This window comes from Actinomyces sp. oral taxon 180 str. F0310 (assembly GCF_000185285.1).
Lineage (GTDB): Bacteria > Actinomycetota > Actinomycetes > Actinomycetales > Actinomycetaceae > Pauljensenia.
Genome location: NZ_GL622197.1, coordinates 1 through 1,419, shown reverse-complemented (window position 1 = coordinate 1,419; position 1,419 = coordinate 1). Strand labels below are relative to the sequence as shown.

The window sequence follows — 1,419 nt, the reverse complement described above, 5'->3', positions numbered from 1 at the left end:
GGCTCATCCCAAACGAGGGTGGGTGGCGGGGGTGGCGCGTCGGTCTCGGGGTAGGCGTCGAGGTCTTCACATGATGGGAGTTCTCACGCTCCCCATCAGGAAGACCTCGACATGCCCGACGGTACCTTCACCACGCCCGATCTGACGACGTTCTGCCGCCTGGACGGTCTCGGGTTGGAGGTGACCGGGCAGCGCCTCGAGCCGGATCGTGCAGTGCTGGCTTGCCGGGTTGTCGATGATGACCGGTGGTGCCGGGGGTGCGGCTGTGAGGGCAGCGTGCACGACGTGGTCACGCGCCGGCTGGCGCACGAGCCGTTCGGGTGGCGACCCACGACGCTGCTGATCGCCGTGCGCCGCTACCGGTGCACCGGCTGCGGGCGGGTGTGGCGGCAGGACACCACAGCCGCGGCCGAGCCGCGCGCGAAGATCTCCCGGGCTGGACTGCGGTGGGCCCTGCTCGCACTGGTCGTGCAGCATCTGAGCGTGGCCCGGATCGCCGAAGGGCTCGCGGTCGCGTGGGATACCGCGAATGAGGCCGTTCTGGCCGAGGGCGCGCGGGTCCTGATCGGCGACCCGGCACGGTTCGACGGGGTCGCGGTCATCGGGGTCGACGAGCACGTCTGGCGGCACACGAGGAAGGGCGACAAGTACGTCACCGTCGTCATTGATCTCACCCCGATCCGCGACGGGACCGGCCCGGCACGGCTGTTGGATATGCTCGAGGGCCGCTCCAAGGCCGCGTTCAAGACCTGGCTCGCCGACCGGCCCCAGGCGTGGCGTGACGCGGTGGAGGTGGTCGCGATGGACGGGTTCACCGGGTTCAAGACCGCCGCCGCTGAGGAACTCCCGCGCGCGGTGGCGGTCATGGACCCCTTCCACGTCATCCGGCTCGCCGGGGATGCCCTGGACCAGTGCCGGCGCCGGGTCCAGCAGGACCTGCACGGCCACCGAGGCCGCAGCAACGACCCGCTGTACCGGGCCCGGCGGACCCTGCACACCGGAGAGGACCTGCTCACTGACCGGCAACGCGAACGACTCATGGTCCTGTTCACCAATCCCGAGCACGTCGAGGTCAAAGCCACCTGGGGCATCCTCCAACGGATGATCGCCGCCTACCGCCACCCCGACAGGGCCACCGGCCGGGCGGCGATGAGCGCCGTCATCGCCGCCCTGCGCGACGGCGTGCCCGCGGTCTTGGCCGAGCTCCGTCGCCTGGGTCGAACCCTGAACCAGCGCGCAGCTGACGTGCTGGCCTACTTCGAGCGCCCGGGGACCTCCAACGGCCCCACCGAAGCCCTGAACGGGCGGCTCGAACACCTCCGCGGATCCGCTCTCGGCTTCCGCAACCTCAACAACTACATCGCCCGCTGCCTACTCGAGACCGGCGGCTTCAGAACCCACCCTGCATTGGGATGAGCC

At 70.3% G+C, this 1,419-nt stretch carries 1 protein-coding gene; it reads left to right on the top strand.

Annotated features, from left to right (window positions below; translation table 11 throughout):
• The first annotated feature begins 111 nt into the window (after positions 1-111).
• Complete coding sequence (locus HMPREF9006_RS10090) at positions 112-1,416, top strand: ISL3 family transposase (protein ID WP_009213505.1); 1,305 nt, start codon at positions 112-114, stop codon at positions 1,414-1,416.
• The last annotated feature ends 3 nt before the right edge of the window (positions 1,417-1,419 follow it).